The sequence below is a fragment of the Bacillus sp. PAMC26543 genome (genome assembly GCF_014250375.1).
Classification (GTDB): Bacteria; Bacillota; Bacilli; order Bacillales; family Bacillaceae; genus Bacillus; species Bacillus halotolerans.
The window spans coordinates 3780554-3804936 of record NZ_CP060193.1 but is presented as its reverse complement, the minus strand read 5'-3'; the positions used below and the strand labels follow the sequence as shown (position 1 = coordinate 3804936).

Below are 24383 nucleotides of genomic sequence, written 5' to 3'. Positions count from 1 at the left end.
GCTTTTTTTATCGCTTCACGCCTTGGATCAATATCGCTTTTAAGCAAAAGGATTCAGGCTTTCCGTTTTGATTCAATTCGAGGCAAAAGGTGTCACGGGCTTCGTCAGACGCGTTGTTCAAATGGCTGATGATACGCTGTTCCCGATCGGCGGGGGTTCCGCCTCGTTTGATCCAGCTGTTGTATTCAATCGGCAAATTCCACTTTTGGATTTCTTCATAGCCAAGCTGGTTGGCCGTAAACATTGACTGCCATTCCGATAATGAACTTTCGCGTACGTGAGAAGGATCTCTGAGCCGGTTCAAATCATTGACAAACTCATCAAGATCAGGAGCTTCAGGCGCATAGTGATCGACCAGGAAAAACCGCCCGTTCTTTTTCAGCACGCGTGCAACTTCACTGACGGCTTGATGAACATTGGAAAAGTGGTGAGCCGCATATCGGCAGGTGATGACATCAAATGAATCGTCAGGGAAAGGAAGCTCCTCTGCCGTTCCTTTCTGAAAGTGTACATTGCCAGCGCCTTTTTCTTTCGCAAAAGATGAAGCAACGTCAACCATTTCTTGCGTCGCATCAATGCCGATGCATTCTTGGACGTAAGGGGCAAAAGCCAGCGCTGTATGGCCCGCTCCCGCTCCGACATCAAGCACTCGCTGCTCTGCACGGCATTCCGCAGTTTTGATCAGCATCGCTAAATCTTCACCCTCAGCAAATACCTTCTCATCACGGTACATCTCAGCATTTTTCGAAAACGGAGTTTCATTTGGCAAGTGAACCATCTCCTTCATTTTTGGTGGTGATATGGATTATGTTAGCAATGTCTGTTATGATTCGTCCAAGGTATAAAAATGATGAATTCGATAGTTTCAACCTATGGAGGCTGAAATGGATATTAAAGTGATGGAATATGCTGCGGAAATTGCCCGCCGACAGAGCTTTACAAAAGCGGCGAAGCACCTTCATATCGCCCAGCCTTCTCTCAGCCAGCAAATCAAAAAGCTGGAGATGGAACTTGGGCTTACTCTTTTTCACAGGTCACACGGCTCTGTTACGCTGACACCGCACGGCCGCCGTTTTATTGAAAAGGCTGAGGACATCATTCGATCAAGGGATGACTTGCTGCGGGAGATGCAGGAGCGTTCTCAAGGACTGGGACACAAGCTTTCGATCGGAATTCCGGCTGTAACAGGGAGATATATTTTTCCTCCGCTGCTGAAGCAGTTTTTGGCGCGTTATCCCCGTGTGGAGGTTCAGCTTATCGAAAAAGACCCAGCTGCCTTAGAGGAGATGACGGCAAAGGGTGAGGTTGATCTTTCTGTTTTATCCTTGCCGATCGAGGATGAGAGGCTCTCCATCGAACCCTTGCTGACGGAGCCGATCGTTCTTGCCGTACCAAAGGAAAAACAAAGGTGGATGCCGCCCGAAATGACTGCACTGATTGATAAAGCGCTGGAAAGAGAGGGGAGCCGGCCGCCGTGCGTGCAGCTTGAGATGGCAAAGCACGTTCCTTTTATTTTGCTGAAGGAGGGCTACGGTTTTCGCCGGACGGTACTTGACCTATGTGCGGAAAGCGGCTTTAAGCCACACGCGGCGTTTAAAACGAGCCACATCGAAACCGCGCAATCCCTTGTGGCAAACGGTTTGGGGGTAACACTGGCGCCAAATATGGTCAAAAGAGACAAAGACCCGGGTGTCATCTATTTATCTCTTGAATCCGCGCCTTCACGCACTCTGGTTTTTGTATTTTTAAAGAACCGCTATGTCAGTCTGACCGCTCAGGCCTTTATAGAACTGAGCCGGGAATCGGTTAAACAAACGTTTGATCAAGAAGAGTGAATTGGTGTTCAAGGATAGAAGGATATACATCACAAGATCAAATGCACGTCGAGGGATTGAATCAGAAAACAGATGTTAAAAAATTTAGAAAATAGATTCAAAACGTGATAGTATAGAATAAACTAAATCTTATTAAACAAAGGAGAATAATCGGAAATGCAACTATTCGATATGCCGCTCGACCAATTGCAAACGTATAAGCCTGACAAAACTGCCCAAAAAGATTTTTCTGAGTTTTGGAAATCCTCTTTGAATGAGCTTGCCAAAGTTTCAGCAGTTCCTGACTTACAGCCGGTTGATTATCCTGCTGACGGGGTAAAGGTATACCGCCTCACATATAAAAGTTTTGGAAATGCCAGCATTGCCGGATGGTATGCGGTGCCTGACAAAGAAGGCCCGCATCCGGCGATCGTGAAATATCACGGCTACAATGCAAGCTATGACGGAGACATTCATGAAATGGTCAATTGGGCGCTGCACGGATACGCTGCGTTCGGCATGCTTGTCCGCGGCCAGCAGGGCAGCGAGGATACCAGTATTTCTCCGCACGGACACGCATTGGGCTGGATGACGAAAGGAATTCTTGATAAAGATACATACTACTACCGGGGAGTTTATTTGGACGCCGTCCGCGCGCTTGAAGTCATCAGCAGCTTTGATGAAGTCGACGAAACGAGAATCGGCGTGACGGGCGGAAGCCAGGGCGGAGGCTTAACCATTGCGGCCGCGGCTCTGTCAGATATTCCGAAAGCCGCTGTTGCTGATTATCCTTATTTAAGCGATTTCGATCGGGCCATCGATGTGGCGCTTGAACAGCCGTATCTCGAAATCAATTCCTTCTTCAGAAGAAATGGCAGCCCGGAAACAGAAGAGCGGGCCATGAATACACTAACGTATTTCGATATTATGAATCTGGCTGACAGGGTGAAGGTGCCTGTACTGATGTCGATCGGGCTGATTGACAAGGTTACGCCGCCTTCTACTGTGTTTGCGGCCTATAACCATCTGGAGACAGAAAAAGAGCTGAAGGTGTACCGCTACTTTGGGCATGAGTATATCCCTGCCTTTCAAACGGAAAAGCTTGCGTTCTTTAAGCAGCATCTTAAAGGCTGACAGACGTGAAGAGCCGCCGCATCATCGGGCGGTTTTTTTCTGCAAACAGCCGGAATGAGAAAAGACGGGAGACGAATATATATGAAACAAAGAATCATTGATGAACTAAAACGAATTGAGCAGGAATACAGCGTTAAAATCGTGTATGCCGTTGAATCAGGGAGCCGTGCTTGGGGATTCCCGTCGCAAGACAGCGATTATGATGTCCGCTTTATTTATGTGCCGAAAAAGGAGTGGTATTTTTCAATTGAGCAGGAGCGGGATGTCATTGAAGAGCCGATCCACGATTTGCTGGATATCAGCGGCTGGGAACTGAGAAAAACGCTGCGTCTTTTCAAAAAATCAAACCCTCCGCTGCTTGAGTGGCTGTCCTCAGACATTTTGTATTACGAAGCTTTTACGACCGCAGAGCAGCTGAGAAAGCTGCGAAGCACAGCGTTTAAGCCTGAAGCCAGTGTGTATCACTATATCAATATGGCAAAAAGAAACGTCAAGGATTACCTGCAAGGGCAAGAGGTGAAAATCAAAAAGTATTTTTACGTGCTGCGGCCGATACTGGCGTGTAAGTGGATTGAAAAGCACGGAACCATTCCGTCGATGGATTTTACTGTTTTGATGAATGAATTGATTACGGAACCCGAACTGAGAGCAGAGATGGAAACCTTGCTTGAGCGCAAAAGAAAAGGTGAAGAACTGGATCTAGAAGCAAGAATTCATGTGATTCACCAATTCATTGAAACGGAGATTGAAAGGATTATGGAAGCGGCGAAAACGCTGAAAATCATCAAAAAAGATATCACTCCTGAGTTGAATCGTCTGCTTTTGAATACTGTTGAAGAAGTGTGGAATGATGGAGGAAGCTGATGTTTCATGTCGCTTCCTCTCTCCATATTTCGACAGGAAGTCCCCCGACTTTCTAACTATCTGATTGTGAGAAACCCACAAAAATAATCAGAATCTTTGTATTTTGAGAATATTGCGAACGAAGGTTTTGTCCATTTACAATAAACTCATACAAATACTTCTTAGATTGCGGGGTGTTGAGGTTGGAAGTGATCACAAGAGATTTTTTCTTGTTTTTATCCAAAAGCGGCTTTCTCAATAAGATGGCGAGAAACTGGGGAAGCCGGGTGGCAGCGGGTAAAATTATCGGCGGGAATGATTTTAACAGTTCAATCCCGACCATTCGACAGCTTAACAGCCAAGGCTTGTCAGTTACTGTCGATCATTTAGGCGAGTTTGTGAACAGCGCCGAGGTCGCAAGGGAACGCACGGAAGAATGCATCCAAACCATTGAGACCATTGCGGATCAGCAGCTGAACTCACACGTTTCTTTAAAGATGACGTCTTTAGGTCTCGATATAGATATGGATCTGGTGTATGAAAATATGACGAAAATCGTCCAGACGGCCGAGAAGCATAAAGTCATGGTCACCATAGACATGGAAGACGAGGTCAGATGCCAGAAAACGCTTGATATTTTCAAGGATTTCAGAAGGAAATACGAGTATGTAAGCACGGTGTTACAGGCCTATCTGTACCGGACGGAAAACGATATTGACGATTTGGATTCTTTGAAACCGTTCCTTCGTCTTGTAAAAGGAGCATATAAGGAATCAGAGAAAGTGGCTTTTCCGGAAAAAAGCGATGTCGATGAGAACTACAAAAAAATCATCCGAAAGCAGCTCTTAAATGGTCACTACACAGCGATTGCGACACATGACGATAAAATGATCGATTATACAAAGCAGCTTGCCAGGGAAAACGGCATTTCCAATGACATGTTTGAATTCCAGATGCTGTACGGCATGCGGTCGCAAACCCAGCTCAGCCTCGTAAAAGAAGGTTATAACATGAGAGTCTACCTGCCTTACGGAGAGGATTGGTACGGCTACTTTATGAGACGCCTGGCAGAACGTCCGTCAAACATTGCATTTGCTTTCAAAGGAATGACGAAGAAGTAAAAAAGGAGAGATTACAATGACAACACCTTACAAACATGAACCATTCACAAATTTCCAAGACCAAAACAACGTAGAAGCGTTTAAAAAAGCGCTTGCGACAGTAAACGAATATTTAGGAAAAGACTATCCGCTTGTCATCAACGGTGAAAGAGTGGAAACAGAAGCGAAGATCGTTTCCATTAACCCGGCTAATAAAGAAGAGGTAGTCGGCAGAGTCTCAAAAGCTTCTCAAGAGCACGCTGAGCAAGCAATTGAAGCTGCGGCTAAAGCCTTTGAAGAGTGGAGATACACGTCTCCGGAAGAAAGAGCGGCTGTCCTGTTCCGCGCGGCTGCCAAAGTCCGCAACAGAAAGCATGAATTCTCCGCTTTGCTCGTGAAAGAAGCAGGGAAGCCTTGGAACGAGGCTGATGCTGATACTGCTGAAGCGATTGACTTCATGGAATATTATGCACGCCAAATGATTGAACTGGCAAAAGGAAAACCGGTCAACAGCCGTGAAGGCGAGAAAAACCAATATGTATACACGCCGACTGGCGTAACAGTCGTTATTCCGCCTTGGAACTTCTTGTTCGCGATTATGGCGGGAACAACAGTAGCACCGATCGTTACCGGTAACACAGTTGTTCTTAAACCTGCGAGCGCAACGCCTGTCATTGCTGCGAAATTCGTTGAGGTTCTTGAAGAATCCGGTCTGCCAAAAGGCGTTGTCAACTTTGTTCCTGGAAGCGGAGCGGAAGTCGGTGACTACCTTGTTGATCATCCAAAAACAAGCCTTATCACGTTTACAGGATCAAGAGAAGTCGGTACGAGAATCTTCGAACGTGCGGCAAAAGTTCAGCCAGGCCAGCAGCACTTAAAACGTGTTATCGCTGAAATGGGCGGTAAGGATACAGTTGTAGTGGATGAGGATGCTGACATTGAATTGGCGGCTCAATCCATCTTTACATCTGCATTCGGCTTTGCGGGCCAAAAATGTTCTGCGGGTTCACGTGCTGTTGTCCATGAAAAAGTGTATGATCAAGTATTAGAGCGCGTTATTGAAATTACAGAATCTAAAGTAACGGCTAGCCCTGACAGCGCAGATGTTTACATGGGACCTGTCATTGACCAGGGTTCTTATGATAAAATTATGAGTTATATTGAGATCGGAAAAGAGGAAGGCCGATTAGTAAGCGGCGGCACTGGTGATGATTCAAAAGGATTCTTCATCAAACCGACGATCTTCGCTGACCTTGAACCGAAAGCAAGACTCATGCAGGAAGAAATTTTCGGGCCTGTTGTCGCTTTCTCTAAAGTATCAAGCTTTGATGAAGCATTAGAAGTGGCCAACAATACTGAGTACGGTTTAACGGGAGCGGTGATCACAAACAACCGCAAGCACATTGAGCGTGCAAAACAAGAATTCCATGTTGGAAATCTGTACTTTAACCGCAACTGTACAGGAGCCATCGTCGGCTACCATCCGTTCGGCGGCTTCAAAATGTCCGGCACAGATTCAAAAGCCGGCGGTCCTGATTACCTGGCACTGCACATGCAGGCAAAAACAATCAGTGAAATGTTCTAAAGCGGGACTAAATGGGCATCCTCCCTGCGGGGGTGTCCATTTCATCCATATACTATAAAAAAGAGGAGGAAGTGCCATAGAAAACACACAGCTGATTATTTCAATTTGTATTTATATGGCGGGGATGCTGCTGATCGGCTACTTTGCCTACAAACGTACGTCAAACCTGACGGATTACATGCTGGGAGGACGTTCCTTAGGTCCGGCTGTAACCGCTCTCAGTGCGGGAGCTGCCGATATGAGCGGCTGGCTGCTGATGGGGCTTCCGGGCGCCATGTTTTCAACTGGACTAAGCGGCGTTTGGATTGTGTTCGGGCTTTGCCTTGGAGCATGGGCAAACTGGCTCTACGTCGCGCCGCGGCTGAGAACATATACAGAAAAAGCGGGGAATTCGATTACGATTCCCGGATTTCTTGAAAATCGTTTCGGAGATCAAACAAAGCTCCTCAGACTGTTTTCAGGAATTGTCATTTTAGTCTTTTTCACATTTTATGTATCGTCCGGAATGGTGTCCGGCGGCGTCTTATTCAACAGCATCTTGGGGATGAATTATCACACCGGCTTGTGGATTGTGACTGGTGTTGTTGTCGCGTACACCCTGTTTGGGGGCTTTCTGGCTGTCAGCTGGACAGATTTTGTTCAGGGGATCATTATGTTTGCAGCACTTATTCTCGTTCCTATCGTTACGTTTTTCCACACCGGGGGAATAGGTGAAACAACTGCTGAGATCCGCTCTGTGGACCCTGATATGTTTAATATTTTTAAAGGAACCAGTGTTCTTGGCATCATTTCATTGTTTGCCTGGGGCTTGGGCTACTTCGGCCAGCCGCATATCATTGTGCGCTTTATGGCGATTACGTCTGTCAAAGAGATAAAAAGAGCGCGCAGAATCGGAATGGGATGGATGATTCTTTCGGCAGCCGGCGCAGTGCTGACAGGTTTGGGCGGAATCGCTTATTACCATCAGCGGGGCATGACATTGAAGGACCCGGAGACGATTTTTATTCAATTAGGAAACATTTTGTTCCACCCAATTATCACAGGTTTTCTGATTTCTGCGATTTTAGCGGCCATCATGAGTACGATTTCCTCCCAGCTGCTTGTCACATCAAGCTCTTTGGTAGAGGATTTGTATAAGTCGATGTTCCGGCGCTCAGCTTCTGATAAAGAACTGGTGTTTTTAGGGCGTCTGGCTGTGCTGGCTGTTTCAATTGTCGCGTTAGTTCTGGCATGGGAGAAAAACAATACCATCCTTGGATTGGTCAGCTACGCGTGGGCGGGCTTCGGTGCATCTTTTGGACCAGTTGTACTGCTCAGTTTATTTTGGAAACGAATGACCAAATGGGGGGCACTCGCCGGCATGATTGTAGGGGCAGCGACTGTAATCATTTGGGCGAATGCCGGTCTTTCGGGCTTTCTGTATGAAATCATACCTGGTTTTGCTGCGAGTCTATTATCTGTCTATATCGTCAGCGTATTGACGCAGGCTCCGTCACAAGATGTGACAGACCAGTTTAAAGACTACCAAGATACGATGTCACAATAAAGATCGAAAGGAGGAGGAAGGGGATATCCCTTTTTCCTCTTTTCTCCTTTTAAGACCGCTGTTTTTTCTTTTGGAAACAAACGTATTTTTTTCTATACAAAAAGACCCCGTATGGATATGATTAAAGTAAAAAAAGTATAGGAGAAAAAAGGTATGGAAGAGCTTTTAGAGAGAGTTTTTTCATTTTCAGATGTTGATAAGCTGATTGACTTTATCAGCTATGAACTGCAAAAACCAGTGATACTGGAAAGCGCGGATTTCTTTTTGTTAGCCTACAATTCTTACTATATTAACCATTTTGATTCTGCGAACCAGCAGACTATTTTTTCAAAAAAGTGTCCGGTTCAGATTTTTGAGAGGTTTTTGAAGGACGGGATCATTGAAAAGCTGAAAACAGAACCTGAGCCTTTTCGCGTCAATAAAATTGAGAGCATTGGGTTAAATCAGAGAGTAGTCGTGAGTGCGAAGCATAAAGGGGAAGTCATGGGCTACATCTGGATTCAGGAACTGGATCGTGATCTGACAGACGAAGAGCTCGATTTTTTGTACGAGACCTCCTTCCATGTCGGAAAAATTATTTATAAAGCGAACAAGCTGAAACAGGAAAAGGAAGAAAGAGCTGAGGACCTCATCAAACGGGCTATCTATCAGCAATTTATTTCTGAAAAGGAGCTCAGGCGCGAAGCTGAGAGAATCAACACCGTGCTGCCTTCTGTGTTTTCAGTTGTCATCCTGCACGCCGCGAATGGGGATGGGGAAGCGGTGGAAGATTTAAAGGAAAATATCAGGTCTTACCTGAATTTGCGGGATAAAGTCAGTCATGTCTTAACGATAGAATCAAATATTGTCATCGTCGTAGCGAGTTTTTCCCAAAAAAGCTCCGCCTCCTCAGCAGCTGCTGAATTCATTAACAAGCTGTTAACACATTTTCACTTTCAAAAAATTCCTACCCCTATCTATATCGGTATCGGAAACGAATATGACCACATCTTAAAGCTTGGCAAAAGCTATACAGAAGCATTGGAAGTCATTAAAGCCGCAGAAATAACCGGTAACCAGGAAAACATTCCATATGAATATGAGAAGCTCGGTATCTATCGTTATTTAGAAAGCATTGAACAGAAAAATGACTTTTTGGAATACGAGAATAAGGATTTGGCTTTACTAAAAGCGAAAGACCAAGAAAGCAGCACCGAGCTGCTGAAGACGCTGGAAATCTATCTCCTCAACAACTGCAAAACAAAACCAGCCGCAGAACAGCTGTTTATTCACCAAAACACATTAAATTACCGCATCAAACAGATTCTTGAAATGACATCCATCGATTTAAGCGATTTCAGAACGCGATGCCAGCTCTATCTTGATTTGATGCTGATGAAAAAGAAATAAAAAAGAAACCAGTACTTGTACTGGTTTCGTCTTCAATTAAAATCCTCTGTAAACGTACGGATCATCAGGTTTTTTAATGGTGTTCCAGTCCGTCACTTTCACGACAGGGAGGGTGGATTTGAATGGCTGATAGTATTCTGAGGACAAAGTGCCTTTGATATGAATCCATTCATCATCCTTAATATCCATGTCCTTCGGAAATTCCACAAGCATCCCGTAAACGCCGGAATCAGCGATACAGTGAATAATGCCAAACCGCAATACGAAAAGCTGGTTTTTGTTAATCGCGTTTCCTTTATACGCAAATCCATGAAATTCAATCGTACGGCCGAGAAATTCACCCGGATAGTTATAAATGGTTTCCATACCCTTTAAGAAATCATCATCGGTCAGAGAAATCTCTTTTTTACCAGAATATTTTTTATACAGCTGTTTCATCTGCTTGTCATAGCTGTCTTGCGCATAATAAAGGCTGGCATCAGGCCGCAGATACTGGGTTTGGGAGTAGTGATCTCCGCTTTCCATGGCCTTAAACGAGAATCCTTTCGTTTTGACGATGGATGAGTCAAGCGTCGCAATCGGAAAAAAGATGCCTGACACCAAAGGGAAAATAAAAACAAGATAAATAAAATACCGCTGATAAAATGGTTTGTTTTGTTCATGGTCATGATCATGGCCGCAGCCGCAATCATCGTCATGATGATGCCCGCCTTTTTCAGGCGATTTGATAAATAAATACGCTTGAACAGCTGTCAAAATGGCCAGCAGGAAGATCGCAATAAAGGAAAGATAGGCATATTTCATATTGATATATTTTGTTAGATTTCCTGAGGTATGCAGATGATAAAAGAAAAACGTAAATCCCATCAGCACCAATAGACGAAACATCCAATCACCCCTTTACCAGTAGTGATCCCGCTAAGACGATCACGACAATATACGTAATCAGCAGGAAAACAAATCGTTTTTTGAAGGCCGCGAGCATCATCAAGAGATTCTTAATATCAACCATCGCACCGAAGACGAGAAAGGCGATGAGCGAGCCTAAAGAAAATGTGCTGCTGAAGGAAGATGCAATAAATGCATCCACTTCTGAACAAAGCGACAAGACAAACGCCAGGCCCATCATCACGAGGGAAGATGATACATCATTCTGTCCGATCGCAAGCAGAGTGGATGTTTTGACGTACGTCTGCATCGCAGCTGCGATAAAGGCGCCGATGATTAAATATTTCCCCACGGAGAAAAATTCATCAATGGCGTGACGCAAGGTCCCTCCCAGCTTTTGCAGCAGGGTGTGGTGATGATGATGGCGATGCCCGGGTTCATCAGGCTTTAAAAGCTGGTTATCCTTAAATTGATAGGATAAGATGATGCCGATGATCACCGAAACGGCCAGCGCCAGCCCGCCCCGGTAAAAGACAACGCTCCATCTATTCCCGAATGCAATATACGTAGAAAACAAAACAATGGGATTGATGATAGGAGCAGTCAGCATAAAAGCAACGCCTGCATGCAGAGGAACTCCTTTTAGCAGAAGCCGCCTCGTAATCGGGATAATGCCGCATTCGCAGGCGGGAAATAAGATGCCGGCAAGCGCACCAAATAAGACTGCGAGAAACCGGTTTTTCGGCATGATCCTTGCAATCATTTCTTCAGAAACAAACATTTGGATGATTCCGGACAAAATGACGCCAATCAGAATAAACGGAATGGCTTCTATTAAAATACTGATAAAAATAGAATTCAGCTGAAGAAAAGACGATTGTGCTGTCACAATAAAACCTCCGCTCATGGTAAGCTGCCTCTGATTATATCACGAAAAAAGGCACTGATTGTTTGACGGAGGAGGAGGAAGGATCGTTTCACCTTGTGTAGGATTCTAAGAAATCCATTGGTGAACTGCGGCACCTTTGCGGCAAACATCATGCGCGGGAATTATTATTCAGGGCCGATGAAATGGTTGAACACAGGCTCGGGAAATATGATATACTTTGTATTGATATTCATTCTCAATTAAATGATATAACGTTAATGATAGATTGGAACGGGAGGCAGGACGGATGGCTGAAAATCAAGAGGTGTATGACGTCACGATTATAGGCGGGGGGCCGATCGGGCTGTTTACGGCTTTTTACTGCGGCATGCGGGAGCTGAAAACGAAAGTGATCGAGTTTTTGCCGCGGCTCGGGGGCAAGGTGTCTTTATTTTTCCCTGAGAAGATCATTCGCGATATTGGCGGGATACCGGGGATTGCCGGGGAGCAGCTGATCGAACAGCTGAAGGAGCAGGCGGCGACGTTTGACCCTGATATTGTGCTGAATCAGCGAGTGACCGGATTTGAGCGTCTGGATGACGGAACCATGGTGCTGACTAGCTCTGAGGGGGAGAAGCACTATACAAGAACCGTTATTTTGGCTGTCGGCATGGGCACGCTGGAGGTCAATGAGTTTGACAGCCAGGATGCGAGTCGATATGCAGGAAAAAATCTTCATTATAAAGTGGAGAAGCTTGATGCGTTTAGAGGCAAACGGGTCGTGATTTCTGGCGGGGGAGATACTGCGGTCGATTGGGCTAATGAGCTGGAACCGATTGCGGCGTCTGTTACTGTCGTGCACCGCAGGGAGGAATTCGGCGGACTGGAAAGCAGTGTGACAAAAATGAAGCAGTCATCTGTGCGGGTGCTTACTCCTTATCGGCTGGAACATCTCAGCGGCACTGAAGAACGCATCGAAAGCGTCACCGTTTGTCATGCTGAGTCTGGACATACCGAGGAAATCGAGCTTGATGAGCTCATTATTAATCATGGGTTTAAAATTGATCTCGGCCCGATGAAGGATTGGGGTCTCGAGATTGAAGAAGGCCGGATTAAAGCTGACAGACATATGCGGACGAATCTTCCGGGCGTGTTTGTTGCGGGGGACGCGGCGTATTATGAAAGCAAGCTCAGATTGATTGCCGGCGGTTTTACGGAAGGCCCGACTGCCGTCAACAGTGTGAAATCTTATCTGGACCCTCAGGCGGAAAATATGGCGATGTATTCCACCCACCACAAAAAATTGGTTCATAAATAAAAAAAGCCCTTTGGAAAAGGGCTTTATCATCAGCTGTGGAGGAGCTTTTTCTCCACTTGCTCATTTTGTATAAACGCAAATAATTGCTCTTGGTCTTGTACGGCAGTAAACCCGTATGCAGCGGCGGGCGCGCCATCGCCTATACAGATGACAGGGGGGCGGTTTGCTGACGGTTCAGGTGAAATGCCGATTTCTTCTCCTGCGCTGATCAATTGCTGAGCGGACTGCTTGCCGGGGCAAATGATCATGTGTAGAGGAGACTCACTGATCGTCCGTTCGGTCATTCTGGTGAATCGCTCATCTATGACGTTTTCATGGGTGATATAGCTCAAACAGGACTCTGATTTCTGCATTTCTTCTACTGAATGACGGCTGCCGACAATCAGCTTTTTAGGTGAATTGTGATGGTGCTCGGATATGATGAAGCCGCGTTTTATAAGCTCTGCCTTTCCTGCTTCTGACGCTGCACTCAGGCGTGCGGTCAGCTGGCGAATGTCGATTCGTTTGGACGCGAGTGCTTCAAAAAATTCGCAAACCGCACGGCGTGATGTGAAGAAAATATCCTCAAAGGTGCTGATCTGTCCTAGAATATCCTCGTTGGCAGGCATTTTTTCAGTCCGCCATTTCGGCCATTCGATGACATCGGCACCATAATCGCGCAGCTTGTCTGCCAGCGTATGCTCATCTTCGCCATGAGTGACTATCATCATATGCTGCCCGATGAATGGTTTGCTTTCAAACCAGCTGTGTGTTTGAACGTTTACAATATCACCGATGACGATAATGGCGGGATTTGTGATTTGCTGTTCCTGTATTTTTTGATGGATATCCTGCAGCGTTCCTTTTACGCTCCGCTGGCGGCCCCACGTCCCCCATTGAATCACGATGACAGGGACAGAAGGAGATTTTCCGTACGCGATGAGCTGCTGGCAAATAAATGGAAGGTTTTTGACACCCATGTAAAACACAAGCGTTTGAACGCTTCGGGCAAGCCCTTCCCAGTCAAGGTTCGGCGTTCCTTTTAAGGATTTATCATGTGCGGTAATCATGGCGAAAGACGAAGCGAAATCCCGATGCGTGACGGGGATTCCCGTATACAGCGGCGCTGCGATTCCCGACGTGATGCCCGGCACCATTTCATAGCGGATGCCATGCTGGTGGAGAGCGTCTGCTTCCTCGCCGACTCTGCCAAACACGCTGGGATCTCCGCCCTTTAAACGGACAACGGTTAATCCCTCCGACGCTTTTTCAATCAGCAGGGCATTGATCTCTGCTTGTTTCATAAAATGGCGGTCCGGCAGTTTTCCGCAATAAATGAACTGGCAGTCTGGTGATGCGTATTCGAGCAGCTTTGGGTTTGCGAGCCGGTCATACAAAATGACATCCGCTTCCTCCAGCGCCTGTTTTCCTTTTATGGTGATGAGCCCTGGATCTCCAGGTCCGGCGCCCACAAAATATACGATTCCGTTTTTCATGATCATGTCATCCTTCCGTCACTGTAAAAAATGAAGGATCACTTTGAAAGTGATCCGGTCTTTGATCAATATACGAGATAAACGTATTCTCCTTCGATCAGCGTTTCGTATGTTTTGACACAGCCGTGATCCGGCTCTTGAACGATTCCGTCTTCCAAGGAGATTTTCCAGTCGTGCATCGGACAGAAGACATATTCGCCGCTGACGATACCTTCTGCAAGGACGCCGCCCTTATGGGGACAGCGGTTTTCAATGGCGCGGATGCTGCCGTTTGAAAGCTTAAAGACCGCAAGCGCCTTATCTTCAATATACACTGTTTTTCCTAATTGTTCAGGCAATTCTTCGATTTTTCCGATACATACTTTTGTGACGTCTTTGTTCACCATGTCCATTCCTCCTCAATGTTTGTTTCTGTCATTATGATGTGGTCACGACATTTTCAAATAATTCTTTAGAGGTTTGTTTATCTTCCAGGAAGTCCTTCCACGGATCTTTGTGGACAGAGAGCGTTTCATTCATTCGGCCGTTCAGCTCCTGCCGTTTTTCCGGATCGTTTAAAATATCTTGGACATGGGATAAACCGACGCGCTCCAGCCATGCGGACGTGCGTTCTAAGTAGTTTGCCGTTTCCCGGTAGTATTGAAGATAAGCGCCTGCGTATTCCAAGACTTCTTCATTTGTTTTCACCTTCATCAGCAAGTCGCCGGCACGCAAATGGGTTCCGCCGTTTCCGCCGACGTACAGCTCCCAGCCTCCGTCGATGCCGACAACGCCAAGATCTTTAATGCCGGACTCTGCACAGTTTCGCGGGCAGGCAGATACGGCCATTTTCACTTTATGAGGCGTGTTGAGTCCTTCAAATTTTTTCTCAAGGTCGATGCCTAAGGCCATGGAGTCTTGTGTGCCGAAGCGGCAGAATTGTTCGCCTACACATGTTTTTACCGTGCGGAGTGTTTTTCCGTACGCGTAGCCTGACGGCATATCAAGATCGGCCCATACCTTTGGCAGGTCTTCTTTTTTCACGCCGATCAAGTCAATACGCTGGCCGCCTGTCATTTTGACGAGCGGGATCTCGTATTTGTCGACGACATCAGCGATTTTGCGAAGATCTTGAGAGTTGGTTACACCGCCGTACATCCGCGGTACGACAGAGTAGGTTCCGTCTTTTTGAATATTGGCGTGCATCCGTTCATTAACAAAGCGGGATGTTCTGTCATCCTCATATTTGGACGGATTGATCATGCCTAAGTAGTAGTTCAGAGCCGGACGGCATTTGGAACAGCCTTCTGCCGTTTTCCAGCCGAGCACGTTCATGACTTCTCTTGTATGTGACAGCCCTTTGGCTTTGATTTCTTCGACTACCTCGTCTCTCGACAATGAGGTGCAGCCGCAAATCGCTTCTTTTTGGGCTGATGCGTCAAAGTCTGATCCCAGCGTATACTGAAGGATGTCTTCTACGAGCGGCTTACAGCCTCCGCATGAGCGGGACGCGCCGGTGCAAGCTTTGATTTCATCTGTTGATGAACAGCCCTGTTCCTGGATGGCTTGAATAATTGTTCCTTTTGACACACCGTTACAGCCGCAGATGATTTCATCATTGCTCATGGCAGCGGTTAGACTTGTGCCGGCTTCTTGGTTGAGAGGCTGTAAAATTGAGATTTTAGAGGTTTCAGAGATATCTGCTTCTTTTTGAATCATCGAAAACAGGCGGTTGCCCTCACTGCTGTCGCCGAATAAAACGGCTCCGACAATCTGATTGCCTCGCAGCACGACTTTCTTATAAATGCCATCCTGTTCATCAAAGACCTTAATCGCTTTTTTCTCGTCTGATTCGTTAAAGTCACCGGCAGAAAAGACCTCGACTCCTGATACTTTCAGTTGAGTGGAGAGAACGGAGCCTTCATAAGGTTTCGTTTCAACACCGCAGATATGTTTAGCGAGCACTTTCGTCTGTTCATAGAGCGGCGCCACGAGTCCGTATGCGATTCCTCGGTGCTCGGCGCATTCACCGACCGCATAAACGTGCGGGATTTCGGTTTGCATATAATCGTTGACAATGATGCCGCGGTTGACTGGAATTCCGCTTTCGGCCCCAAGCGCTGTATTCGGACGGATGCCGACGGCCATGACGACCAAATCGGCTTCAACACTTGTGCCGTCTTTGAATCTGACGCCCTCGACCCGGTCATCTCCGAGAATTTCTTCTGTTTGCTTTTCAAGCAGAAAGGTCATTCCTTGTTTTTCTAATTCGTTTTGCAGCAGGCGTCCGGCCGTTGCGTCAAGCTGGCGTTCCATCAGGAAGGGAGCGAGATGGATAACGGAGACTTCCATACCGAGATTCAGCAAACCGCGCGCAGCTTCTAAGCCAAGCAAGCCTCCGCCAATGACGGCTGCTTTTTTATATTGTTTTGACGCGGCGAGCATCGTGTCTGTGTCTTTTATGTCCCGGAAAGCTGTGACGCCTTTTTTGTCTGCACCCGGAATCGGCAGGATAAAAGGGACAGAACCCGTAGCCAGGATCAGTTCATCATAAGGCTGTATTCTGTCTGCATCGGTGATGACGGTTTTGTTTTCGGTGTCCACTTTAATAACTGTTTCATTGGTATACAATTGTATATTGTTTTCTTCGTACCAGTTCCAATCGTTTAACGTAATATCTTTGATATCTGTATCGCCTTGCAGCACTTTTGACAAAAGGATTCGGTTGTAGTTGGGATGCGGTTCGGAGCCAAAAATTGTGATTTGAAATGCGTCTTTTGAAACATTCAGTATCTCTTCAATGGCCCTTACCCCGGCCATTCCATTACCAACAAGAACTAGCTGTTTTTTTCCCATCAGATGATCCGCTCCTTATCAATGTTTTTTCCAGCGTAGCACAGCGAAAAGAAATATTTAAGATGCATGTTATAAAATGTAACAAAAAATACGAAAATTTCTAAAAATTTTATGAAAATTTTAAATAGGTCTGACTCGGACGGCGCATACCTTAAAACCGGGCATTTTACACGCTGGATCTAGGCTGTCGCCAATCAAATCATTTACGTTTTGGGCATCCGCCCAGTGGATGGGAACAAATACTGTGTCTTTTCTGATGTGTTCTGACCATTTGCTGCGGACGGTGATGCTTCCGCGAGTAGATTCGATGTTCACGAGAACGCGGTCTTCGATATTGTAGGCTGCTGCTGTTTTCGGATGGATTTCCATAAATGATTCAAAATGTCTTGCGGCCAAAGAGGCGCTTTTTCTCGTTTGGACACCTGTTAAATAATGAGACATAACCCTTCCGGTCGTTAAAAACAACGGATATTCGGCGGTCGGCTTATCTTTTGGAACAACGGGTTCGTTTGGGATCACACTTAATGCCGCTTTTTGATCCGGATGTGCAAATGAGTCCTCAAATAAGCGCCCGGTTCCGGGATGATCAGGCTCCGGACACGGCCAGTGAATCCCGCCTTCTTGTCTGAGCCTGTCATATGTGATGCCGGAATAATCGGCGATTCCGCCGCGGCTCGCTTCTCTCAATTCGTTAAAGATATCCTCCGCAGACGTGTAGGAAAAATAACGGCCTTTTCCGAGAACGGACGCGATTTTGCAAATGATCTGCCAATCATGCTTTGCTTCTCCCGGGCAGGGGCGGCTCGCTTCCCTCAATGTCACGCGGCCTTCGACATTTGTCATCGTGCCTTCGTCTTCTAAGTAAGAGGATGCGGGCAAAATGACATCAGCGAATTTCGCAGTTTCAGATAGAAACAAGTCGATCGCAACAAAGAATGTCAGTTTCGACAGCGCCTGTTTGACAAGGTTGGCATTTGGGCTGGAGACTGCTGGATTGGAACACATTAGAAACAGCCCTTTAATGTCTCCATCGTTGATTTTTTCCATCATTTCATAGGCTGAGACGCCTTTTCGCGGGAGCTCATCCGGATTGACTCCCCACACTTTTGCAATATAAGCCCGATGTTCTTCGTTTTCAATGGAACGGTAGCCGGGAAGCTGATCTGCTTTTTGGCCATGCTCTCGGGCGCCTTGCCCATTGCCCTGGCCGGTGATCGCTCCGTAGCCCGAGTAAGGCTTGCCGATTTTTCCTGTGATCAGCACCACATTTAAGAAGCCTTTCACAGCTGCGGTTCCGTCGGTTTGCTGTTCAATGCCGCGGGCTGTAAACAGCATGCCGGACGTTTCCTTGGCAAACTTCATAGCGGCCTTTCGTATTTGCTCTAAAGGAACACTTGTCTGTTCGGCGATGTCTTTCAGATTTAAAGCGCCGGTATGCTGTTTGAGCTCATCAAATCCGTTTGTGCGCGTGCGAATGAAGTCTTCGTTTATCAGCTGTTCGTCTATGATGATTTTGACTAAACCGTTGGCAAGGGCTGCGTCTGTTCCGGGTTTGATTTTCAGATGAAGGTCAGCTATTTTTGTCGTCGCTGTTTCCCGGGGGTCAATAGCAATGAGATAAGCCCCGTTTTCTTTCGCTTGTTCAAAATACGGCATGATGGTCGGCTGGCATTCCGCGATATTGGTGCCGGCCAAAATGATCACTCGGGTGTGGGGGATTTCCGCTAAGGGATTCGTCAAGCCTCTGTCTGCTCCGAATGTTTGGTTGGCTCCGGTTGCTGCGGCGGACATACAGAGCCGGCCGTTGTAATCGATGTATTTTGTCTGTAAGCCGACTCGTGCGAACTTTCCTAACAGATAAGCCTCTTCATTCGTAATCGAGGCGCTTCCGTAGACAGCCATCGCATCATGACCGTGTTTGTCTTGGATCAGGGTGACTTGCTCTTTTATATAGTTCAGCGCTTCAGCCCAGGAAACAGGCACAAACTCACCGTTTTTTTTGAGCAGCGGCCGGGTGATGCGGGAGGAGTGCAGGGCATGCTGGTGGGCGTTCATCCCTTTCAAGCATAAACGGCCTTGTGTCGTGGGATTGTCGATGCCGATGGCTGTATACTTTTTCCGTGTGACGACGGTTTGTTCCACAAGCTGCATTTTGCATTGCATGCTGCAAAACGGACATTGGGTGTCGTATGTTTTTTCTGATTGGACGTCTTGCTGTTTTTCGCGGAAATATCTAAGCAGTCGTTCAGTCAAAATGCCTCATCCTTTCTTAAGTGCGCCAGCCTGTATAGGCTGATCTTGTATCAATGACAGGTCAGTTTGAAGGTTTTCCAGCAGCTGCGTCCGCAAATCCTGTTCAAATAATACCTCTCTGATATGAATGATGCCGAGGCGGTCAATCCACTGATGAACCGCTTCTGCGTAGTGAGCCGTTTCGCGATAATACTGAAGAAGGCCTTTCATCATAATGGCAGTATTTTCTTCGCTATCCGTCACACAAAACAGCATTCCGGCACGGGCATGCCCTCCCCGGATGCCGCCAGTGTAAATGTCCCAGCCCTCTTGTGTTCGAATGGCGCCGATATCCTGTATAGCAGCGGCGGTGCAGTCTTTTTCACACGACAAGCTGATGGATATGTGATCGGGCATGGAAAGCATGTCAGTATGTCTTTCGATATGGCTTGCCAGCTTTTGAATAGAGCGATCTTCCCCGCACGTACATGCTATGACACTTTGCAGCGAGCGGCGGTGCTGATGAGTGAAAACTGGCATGTGCAGTTCTTTTCTGATGTTTGCAAGGTCATTCGGCCGGATTCCGGAAAGCTTCAGCCTCTGGCCGTGAGTTATTGAAACATTGGGGATGCCGTATGTCTCGATGATGTTTGCGATGTTTCTGAGTTCCTTTGCATTTGTCAGCCCGCCGTACATTTGCGGAATGAGGGTGCATGTATCCTTGGGCGATGTTTCAGGAGACTGGATATACCCAGGCTGCAGCAATTCCATGTAATAGTGAAGCGCCGGAACACAAACGCGGCAGCCGTTTTTCGTTTTCCAGCCAAGCTGATTCATTGCCTCAGCAGGATCGGGGAAATGACATCGGTGCAGTTCGGCGATGACTTCATCTTCCGTCAAATCAGTGCAGCCGCAAAACGAAGGCTGGCCGGCTGGTTCTGTATATTCGCTGCTTTCCATGTATTTCAGAAGGTCTTCAACGAGCGGCTTGCAGCCTCCGCAAGAGCCGGATGCTTTTGTGCACTGCTTAACTTCTTCGACCGTTGTTAAGCCTTTCGTGTGCACCGCTTCTTCAATCAAACCTTTTGTCACCGAGTTGCATTGGCAAATGGGTTCAGTGGGAGGCATGGATGCAAATGAAATGCCGCTTTGATCCGGTTCGATCAGCTGCTTTTTGACAATGGAAATGTCTCTTTGTTTAAGCAGGCTGTCGAGAAGCCGCTGTTTATCACGTGTGTCTCCGAATAAAATTACACCAGCCAGTTTGTCGTTCTCAAAGAGGACTTTTTTGTAGCAGCCGGCATGTTCATCATGAAGCTTAATGCTCGTCGTGCCTGCGTCTTCGTGCACCTTTCCTGCCGACCACACATCAATTCCCGCTATTTTTAGGGCTGCAGATTGGGCAGAGCCACGATATCCTTCACATGGAGCGCCGCAGATGTGTTGAGCGAGGACTTTTCCTTGTTCATAAAGAGGCGCGACCAATCCGTATACCATTCCGTTGTGCTCGGCGCATTCCCCGACGGCATACACATTCGGTTTGCTCGTCTGCATGAATTGATTGACGATGAAGCCGCGGTTTGCGGCGATTCCTGCTGATGCAGCCAATTGGATATTGGGTCTTACACCAGCCGTCATCACAATCAAGTCTGCTTTTATCGAAGTTCCGTCTCTGAACCGGATACCATCTGCCCGGGAGCCTCCTGTAATGGATGCTGTGTCTTTCTCTAAAAGAAAGGTTAAGCCTTTTCGTTCCAGCTCAGACTGCAGCAGACGAGACGCTGTTTGATCGAGCTGTTTTTGCATAATGCTGGGAGAGTGGTGAATGACGCTGACATCCATGCCCAGATGCCGCAGGCCGACAGCCGCCTCAAGGCCTAATAAGCCGGCGCCGATGACCGCTGCTTTTTGATAACGTTCCGCCATGCTGATAAAAGCTTGGCAGTCTTCTATTGTCCGAAAGCCGTAAACACCTTCTTTGTCTGTCCCGGGTATGGGGAGAATATGAGGGGAGGAGCCTGTTGCCAGAATCAATTTGTCGTAGGACAGGCTGCGTTTTTGATCTGTGATGACTTGCTGCAAGTCTGTGTTGATTTGAACGACTGTTTCTCCTGTGTAAAGTGTAATGCCTTGCTTGGCGTACCATTCACTGCTGTTCAGCACAATGTCATTGAGCGATGCCTCCCCCTGTAAAACGGAGGATAAGAGAATGCGATTATAGTTGGGATGCGGTTCGCTGCCGAAAATGACAATCTCAAACATGTCACGATGAAGCTTTAATATTTCTTCAATACAGCGAATTCCGGCCATTCCGTTCCCTGCTACAATTAATCTTTGTTTCTTCATTTGCCAGACCTCCTTTGCCTCAGCTTGTAAGTTTTTCTCCTATCAAAAATTATGGCACAATGCTCAGTTAACGCATTAAACGTGTCACATTAGCTTACACATGTCTTTTCCGAAAAAATAAGGTCATATATTCTTAATTCAGAAAATTGAAATTTTTGTAGGGTCAAGAAAGGGGAATGTTATGAAGCTGTCGGAACTGAAAACAAGCGGTCACCCGTCCACTTTGCTCTGCTCGTTTTTATACTTTGATGTAAGTTTTATGATATGGGTTATGCTTGGGGCGCTTGGTGTTTATATTTCTCAGGATTTTGGCCTGTCTCCCTTTGAAAAAGGGCTTATCGTGGCTGTGCCGATTTTATCGGGATCTGTGTTTCGGATCATATTAGGCGTATTAACGGACAGAATCGGGCCGAAAAAAACAGCTGTGACCGGAATGCTGGTGACAATGATCCCGCTGCTTTGGGGAACTTTTGGCGGCCGTACGCTGACTGAGCTTTACGCGATCGGCATTCTGCTTGGCGTGGCAGGCGCGAGCTTTGCTGTTGCGCTTCCTATGGCAAGCCGGTGGTATCCGCCTCATTTGCAGGGACTGGCGATGGGGATAGCCGGTGCGGGTAACAGCGGCACCTTGTTTGCGACACTGTTTGGCCCCCGGCTTGCAGAGCAGTTCGGCTGGCACAGTGTGATGGGAATTGCGCTTCTTCCTCTGATCATCGTCTTTATTCTATTTGTTTTCATGGCGAAGAATTCTCCTGAACAACCGGCGCCGCAGCCGCTCAAAAACTACTTGCAGGTGTTCGGACAAAAGGAAACGTGGTTTTTCTGTCTGCTGTACAGCGTTACTTTTGGAGGATTTGTCGGGCTGTCCAGCTTTTTGGCGATATTCTTCGTCGATCAATACCAGCTGTCAAAAATTCACGCGGGAGATTTCGTCACATTATGTGTAGCAGCGGGCAGTTTTTTCCGGCCTGTAGGGGGCTGGATTTCAGATCGAGTCGGGGGCACGAAGGCTCTTTCTGTTCTGTTTGTCATCGTGGCTCTTTGCATGGCCGGAGTCAGCAGTCTGCCGTCTCTTTCAATGGTTATCATCCTTTTATTTGTCGGAATGATGGGACTCGGAATGGGCAACGGAGCAGTGTTTCAGCTCGTCCCGCAGCGCTTCCGGAAAGAAATCGGAATGGTGACGGGGATCGTCGGCGCAGCAGGAGGCATCGGAGGGTTCTTTCTGCCAAACATTTTAGGGTCATTAAAACAGATGACAGGCACATATGCCATCGGATTTATCACGTTTTCCTGTATCGCATTGCTGGCGTTTGTGCTTGTGATTGCCGCAGGATATTACTGGAGAAAAAGCTGGAGCGCGGAAAGCAGCCCGGCGGATGTTTGATGTTGGATGGGAGACACGCGATTGCGCGTGTCTTTTTTTGCTGTTTTCAACTTTCTCTTGATTTTAACTCGTGAAACAATCATAATAAATAGTAATTATTACGATTTAAAACGGAAGGAGTTTTCTGATTGGAACAACACATTCTGCTCCCGGAAAAAACGGAGCGTCTTCGATATTTTGGGTCGGTCAGTCCCGTGAAAGGGCAAAAGCCTGTGGAAAAGGAGAACATGAAGGATCTTCAGAATATCAGAAAAGACTATTTTTTTGATATTCAGCAAGTAGGTGTCACCAATGTGTCTCACCCGGTCACTGTTGCCTCAGCGATGAAGCCTTGTCAGCAAACGACAGCAGCGAATTTTACCATGACCGCCAGCCTGCAGCGGAATCAGAAAGGCATCAATATGAGCCGATTAACAGAGCAGCTCCAACGCTATCATCAAAACGGCTGGATTCTCACATTTTCTTCTCTTCAGCAATTTACGAAAGAGCTTGCAGAAAACATGGATCAAATCTCGGCTTGCGTCGAAGTGCGGTTTCCATGGTATTTCGAAAGAAAGAGTCCAATGCTTGAGAAAGCGGGGCTGATGCATGCTGAGATGTTGATGTCTGTCACCTATCACGAAGATCAGCCGTTTAAACAGCGGGCCGGTATCTCGGCGAAAGTAACGACTCTTTGCCCTTGCTCTAAGGAAATCAGTGAATACAGTGCCCACAATCAGAGAGGAACGGTCAGCATTTTGGCCGATATTCATCCGGCGGCACTGCTCCCAGTCGATGTCAAAGCCGATTTGCTTCACGTTGCAGAATCAAATGCCAGCGCGAGACTGCACCCGGTGCTAAAGCGGCCGGATGAAAAGGCCGTAACGGAAACCGCATATGAAAATCCCAGATTTGTTGAGGATCTGGCCCGTCTCATTGCAGCAGACTTATATGAGCTTGAATGGGTGTCGGCCTTTGATATTGAATGCAGAAATGAAGAATCAATTCATCTGCACGATGCCTATGCGAAGCTTAGGTTTTCGAAACAGGAGGAATGACTATGAAACTTTCATTCTTATTAATTGCTGTTTTTGCGCCGGCAATTCTGCTGTCAGCCTGTTCTTATCATGCGGACGAGAAAGCGGGAGCTCAAATGAAGAAAACAGACAAACACATAGCGGCAGAGAAAACAAGCATTGATTGGACAAAGCCTTCCGGCGGAGAATACCCCGATATCAAGCAGCTGAAAAATGTCTGGATTGATGTGGACGTGAAACAGCAGAAGGCTTATATCAATGCCGGAAGCAAAACCATCTATACCATGATCGTTTCATCAGGACTCGATCAAACCCATGATGATTCCACACCGAAAGGCACATTTCATATCGAGCCTGAACGGGGAGAATGGTTTTTCTCTGAAGGATATCAGGAAGGGGCGGAATACTGGGTCTCATGGAAAAACCATGGAGAATTTCTTTTTCACAGCGTACCCATGACAAAGGACAAAAAAGTCATTGAAAAGGAAGCAAAAAAATTAGGGGCAAAAGCATCCCATGGCTGTATCAGACTATCCATTCCAGATGCGAAATGGATATACGAAAACATACCTGAACACACAAAAGTTGTGATCAGCTGAATAGAAAG

At 46.9% G+C, this 24383-nt stretch carries 19 protein-coding genes; 11 read left to right on the top strand and 8 right to left on the bottom strand.

Annotation, left to right across the window (positions count from 1 at the left end):
- Nucleotides 1-7 precede the first annotated feature (7 nt).
- Nucleotides 8-769: a class I SAM-dependent methyltransferase gene (locus tag H7F27_RS19135; RefSeq protein ID WP_185848312.1), complete on the bottom strand. Its 762-nt coding sequence runs from the start codon at nucleotides 767-769 to the stop codon at nucleotides 8-10.
- Nucleotides 770-884: 115 nt separating this feature from the next.
- Between H7F27_RS19135 and H7F27_RS19130 the strand changes: the two genes are divergently transcribed.
- The 7 genes from H7F27_RS19130 to putR all read left to right on the top strand — a co-directional run bounded on the left by H7F27_RS19130 (nucleotide 885) and on the right by putR (nucleotide 9411).
- Nucleotides 885-1835, top strand: a complete 951-nt coding sequence (locus tag H7F27_RS19130; RefSeq protein ID WP_185848311.1) for a LysR family transcriptional regulator — start codon at nucleotides 885-887, stop codon at nucleotides 1833-1835.
- A 156-nt stretch (nucleotides 1836-1991) separates the two neighbouring features.
- Nucleotides 1992-2948 carry a cephalosporin C deacetylase gene (gene cah, locus H7F27_RS19125; RefSeq protein WP_024120155.1) on the top strand — a complete coding sequence of 319 codons (957 nt, stop codon included), beginning with the start codon at nucleotides 1992-1994 and terminating at the stop codon, nucleotides 2946-2948.
- 81 nt (nucleotides 2949-3029) lie between these two features.
- The gene (locus tag H7F27_RS19120; protein ID WP_185848310.1) at nucleotides 3030-3812 is read left to right on the top strand and encodes a nucleotidyltransferase domain-containing protein; all 783 of its coding nucleotides are present in this window, start codon (nucleotides 3030-3032) and stop codon (nucleotides 3810-3812) included.
- Between the two features lie 188 nt (nucleotides 3813-4000).
- Nucleotides 4001-4912, top strand: coding sequence for a proline dehydrogenase PutB (gene putB, locus H7F27_RS19115; RefSeq protein WP_081638229.1), 912 nt, complete (start codon nucleotides 4001-4003; stop codon nucleotides 4910-4912).
- A gap of 16 nt (nucleotides 4913-4928) precedes the next feature.
- Entirely contained in the window at nucleotides 4929-6476 is a 1548-nt protein-coding gene (pruA, locus tag H7F27_RS19110) for an L-glutamate gamma-semialdehyde dehydrogenase (RefSeq protein ID WP_044161972.1), read from the top strand.
- A 124-nt stretch (nucleotides 6477-6600) separates the two neighbouring features.
- Nucleotides 6601-8022: a sodium/proline symporter PutP gene (gene putP / locus H7F27_RS19105; RefSeq protein WP_240312838.1), complete on the top strand. Its 1422-nt coding sequence runs from the start codon at nucleotides 6601-6603 to the stop codon at nucleotides 8020-8022.
- Between the two features lie 153 nt (nucleotides 8023-8175).
- Complete coding sequence (putR, locus tag H7F27_RS19100) at nucleotides 8176-9411, top strand: proline utilization transcriptional regulator PutR (protein WP_010332961.1); 1236 nt, start codon at nucleotides 8176-8178, stop codon at nucleotides 9409-9411.
- Nucleotides 9412-9447: 36 nt separating this feature from the next.
- On the opposite strand, the gene H7F27_RS19095 is transcribed toward putR, so the two are convergent.
- Together H7F27_RS19095 and H7F27_RS19090 are read right to left on the bottom strand one after the other, a co-directional pair.
- The gene (locus H7F27_RS19095; RefSeq protein WP_185848309.1) at nucleotides 9448-10299 is read right to left on the bottom strand and encodes a TIGR03943 family putative permease subunit; all 852 of its coding nucleotides are present in this window, start codon (nucleotides 10297-10299) and stop codon (nucleotides 9448-9450) included.
- A 4-nt stretch (nucleotides 10300-10303) separates the two neighbouring features.
- Complete coding sequence (locus H7F27_RS19090) at nucleotides 10304-11188, bottom strand: permease (protein ID WP_082687818.1); 885 nt, start codon at nucleotides 11186-11188, stop codon at nucleotides 10304-10306.
- Between the two features lie 286 nt (nucleotides 11189-11474).
- On the opposite strand from H7F27_RS19090, the gene H7F27_RS19085 reads away from it, so the two are divergent.
- Entirely contained in the window at nucleotides 11475-12485 is a 1011-nt protein-coding gene (locus tag H7F27_RS19085) for an NAD(P)/FAD-dependent oxidoreductase (protein WP_185848308.1), read from the top strand.
- Nucleotides 12486-12514: 29 nt separating this feature from the next.
- Here the strand turns inward: H7F27_RS19085 and cobA are convergent, their stop codons facing one another.
- The 5 genes from cobA to nirB form a co-directional block, all read right to left on the bottom strand.
- On the bottom strand, nucleotides 12515-13966 hold the full coding sequence (gene cobA, locus H7F27_RS19080) for a uroporphyrinogen-III C-methyltransferase (protein WP_185848307.1): 1452 nt from the start codon (nucleotides 13964-13966) through the stop codon (nucleotides 12515-12517).
- A gap of 59 nt (nucleotides 13967-14025) precedes the next feature.
- Nucleotides 14026-14346: a nitrite reductase small subunit NirD gene (gene nirD, locus H7F27_RS19075; protein ID WP_185848306.1), complete on the bottom strand. Its 321-nt coding sequence runs from the start codon at nucleotides 14344-14346 to the stop codon at nucleotides 14026-14028.
- A gap of 31 nt (nucleotides 14347-14377) precedes the next feature.
- Entirely contained in the window at nucleotides 14378-16795 is a 2418-nt protein-coding gene (nasD, locus tag H7F27_RS19070; protein WP_185848305.1) for an NADPH-nitrite reductase, read from the bottom strand.
- A gap of 120 nt (nucleotides 16796-16915) precedes the next feature.
- A complete protein-coding gene (locus H7F27_RS19065; protein ID WP_185848304.1) occupies nucleotides 16916-19048 on the bottom strand; it encodes an assimilatory nitrate reductase catalytic subunit NasC in 2133 nt (710 codons plus the stop codon).
- 6 nt (nucleotides 19049-19054) lie between these two features.
- Nucleotides 19055-21373, bottom strand: coding sequence for a nitrite reductase large subunit NirB (gene nirB / locus H7F27_RS19060; protein WP_185848303.1), 2319 nt, complete (start codon nucleotides 21371-21373; stop codon nucleotides 19055-19057).
- Nucleotides 21374-21554: 181 nt separating this feature from the next.
- Between nirB and H7F27_RS19055 the strand changes: the two genes are divergently transcribed.
- The 3 genes from H7F27_RS19055 (at nucleotide 21555) to H7F27_RS19045 (ending at nucleotide 24375) form a co-directional block, all read left to right on the top strand.
- Nucleotides 21555-22760, top strand: coding sequence for an MFS transporter (locus H7F27_RS19055; protein ID WP_185848302.1), 1206 nt, complete (start codon nucleotides 21555-21557; stop codon nucleotides 22758-22760).
- Nucleotides 22761-22888: 128 nt separating this feature from the next.
- Entirely contained in the window at nucleotides 22889-23797 is a 909-nt protein-coding gene (folE2, locus tag H7F27_RS19050) for a GTP cyclohydrolase FolE2 (protein WP_185848301.1), read from the top strand.
- Between the two features lie 2 nt (nucleotides 23798-23799).
- Complete coding sequence (locus H7F27_RS19045; RefSeq protein ID WP_024120168.1) at nucleotides 23800-24375, top strand: L,D-transpeptidase; 576 nt, start codon at nucleotides 23800-23802, stop codon at nucleotides 24373-24375.
- The last annotated feature ends 8 nt before the right edge of the window (nucleotides 24376-24383 follow it).

Bases quoted from the DNA above. Each gene is read 5' to 3' on its own strand.
- H7F27_RS19130 (WP_185848311.1), top strand. From the start codon at position 885: ATGGATATTAAAGTGATGGAATATGCTGCGGAAATTGCCCGCCGACAG.
- cah (WP_024120155.1), top strand. From the start codon at position 1,992: ATGCAACTATTCGATATGCCGCTCGACCAATTGCAAACGTATAAGCCT.
- H7F27_RS19120 (WP_185848310.1), top strand. From the start codon at position 3,030: ATGAAACAAAGAATCATTGATGAACTAAAACGAATTGAGCAGGAATAC.
- pruA (WP_044161972.1), top strand. From the start codon at position 4,929: ATGACAACACCTTACAAACATGAACCATTCACAAATTTCCAAGACCAA.
- putP (WP_240312838.1), top strand. From the start codon at position 6,601: ATGCTGCTGATCGGCTACTTTGCCTACAAACGTACGTCAAACCTGACG.
- putR (WP_010332961.1), top strand. From the start codon at position 8,176: ATGGAAGAGCTTTTAGAGAGAGTTTTTTCATTTTCAGATGTTGATAAG.
- H7F27_RS19095 (WP_185848309.1), bottom strand. From the start codon at position 10,299: ATGTTTCGTCTATTGGTGCTGATGGGATTTACGTTTTTCTTTTATCAT.
- H7F27_RS19085 (WP_185848308.1), top strand. From the start codon at position 11,475: ATGGCTGAAAATCAAGAGGTGTATGACGTCACGATTATAGGCGGGGGG.
- cobA (WP_185848307.1), bottom strand. From the start codon at position 13,966: ATGATCATGAAAAACGGAATCGTATATTTTGTGGGCGCCGGACCTGGA.
- nirD (WP_185848306.1), bottom strand. From the start codon at position 14,346: ATGGTGAACAAAGACGTCACAAAAGTATGTATCGGAAAAATCGAAGAA.
- nasD (WP_185848305.1), bottom strand. From the start codon at position 16,795: ATGGGAAAAAAACAGCTAGTTCTTGTTGGTAATGGAATGGCCGGGGTA.
- nirB (WP_185848303.1), bottom strand. From the start codon at position 21,373: ATGAAGAAACAAAGATTAATTGTAGCAGGGAACGGAATGGCCGGAATT.
- H7F27_RS19055 (WP_185848302.1), top strand. From the start codon at position 21,555: ATGAAGCTGTCGGAACTGAAAACAAGCGGTCACCCGTCCACTTTGCTC.
- H7F27_RS19045 (WP_024120168.1), top strand. From the start codon at position 23,800: ATGAAACTTTCATTCTTATTAATTGCTGTTTTTGCGCCGGCAATTCTG.